This is a genomic window from Arthrobacter sp. ov407 (assembly GCF_900102895.1).
In the GTDB taxonomy this organism is placed as follows: domain Bacteria; phylum Actinomycetota; class Actinomycetes; order Actinomycetales; family Micrococcaceae; genus Arthrobacter.
The window spans coordinates 1-1,359 of record NZ_FNGD01000027.1 but is presented as its reverse complement, the minus strand read 5'-3'; the positions used below and the strand labels follow the sequence as shown (position 1 = coordinate 1,359).

Below are 1,359 nucleotides of genomic sequence, written 5' to 3'. Positions count from 1 at the left end.
CAGCCCGGTGTCCTTGACCTGCTCGAGGACCTCGAGGGCGTTGTCGACGGTGCGGTCGTTGTGGGTGAGCATGAAGATGAATTCAGACATTGTTCGTGTTCCTTCTGGGTGGTGGGTGAAACGTATTTGGGGTTGGGGGTTGAGGGTTGGGCTTGGTAGGCACTTGCTGCCCCGGCGCGGTCAGGCTGCGATGAGCCCGCGGACGTCGTCGAGGACGTGGGTTGGGTGAATCGTTGAGGCGGCGAGATGGTCATTCGTCGTCGCTCCGGACATCACGAGGGCCGAGGCCATGCCCGCGTTCAGGCCCATGGCGACGTCGGTCAATAGCCGGTCACCGACCATCACCGCCTCGTTGGCGGGGACGCCAAGCCGGTCCAGGAAGGCGTTTGCCATGTGGACGCTCGGCTTGCCGACAATCGCCTCGGCGCGGCCGCCGGTGCAGGCCTCGATGGCTGCGAGCATGGCTGCGCAATCGGGGAGGCCGCCGTCGGGGGTGGGGCAGTACGGGTCGGGGTTCGTGGCCACGATGACGGCGCCGGCGTTGACCGCCTGGTATGCCCTGGTCAGTTTGTCGTAGTCGAAGGTCCGGTCGAAGGACACGACCACGACGTCGGTCTCCGCAGGGTTTTCGGTCAGGGTGAACCCGGCGCGGCGCAGCGACTCGATCAGGACCGGCTCGCCCACGGCCAGGATCCGTGCCCCGAGGTGGCGGCCGGTCAGGTACAAGGTAAGGGCGTCGAGCGCGGAGATCACGTCTTCCGCAATTGCCGGGATACCCAGCTTGGTCAGCTTCGCCGCGTAGGCGTCGGCGGTCTCGAGGGGTTTGTTGGTCACAAACACCACCCGAGCCCCGGATTCGCGAAGCGCTGCCACTACGACGTCTGCGCCTTCGATGAGATTATCTCCGAGATAGAGCGTGCCATCCAGGTCGAAAGCGTAGCCCCGGTACAGCGGGGCCGTCCCGGGCCGGCTAACTTCTTTGGCCAATAGTTCAACGGGCATCTTTGCCCTCCTTTCGCTCCAGTGGAGCATGTATATAAATATAACGTTAGACGTCTAACGACTCAAGTTGTGAATGTGGTCTTGTTGAATTTTTTGTGCGGTAGGGCGGTGGTGCGGTGCCTGGCGGGGGCTGCTGTGGTTGCTGCGGCCCCCGCCGGGCGGTCGGGCCTGTTGGGTCGGGCCTGTTGGGTCGGGCTTGTTGGGTCAGGCTTCGGTCAGGGCGTGGTCGGTCAGGGCGAGTTCTTCTTCGGCGGTGTAGTTCCCGACGCGTTTGCGGCCGACGGCGAAGTAGTAGGCCATGAACAGGGCGACCATGATCGCGGCGATGACGAAGGCGAGCGGGAAGCTGACCAGGGC

The 1,359-nt window shown here is 64.2% G+C and carries 1 protein-coding gene; it reads right to left on the bottom strand.

Annotation, left to right across the window (positions count from 1 at the left end; genetic code table 11):
- Positions 1–180 precede the first annotated feature (180 nt).
- Entirely contained in the window at positions 181–1,002 is an 822-nt protein-coding gene (locus tag BLS42_RS19835; protein WP_090584061.1) for an HAD-IIA family hydrolase, read from the bottom strand.
- Between the last annotated feature and the right edge of the window lie 357 nt (positions 1,003–1,359).

Bases quoted from the DNA above. Each gene is read 5' to 3' on its own strand.
- BLS42_RS19835 (WP_090584061.1), bottom strand. From the start codon at position 1,002: ATGCCCGTTGAACTATTGGCCAAAGAAGTTAGCCGGCCCGGGACGGCC.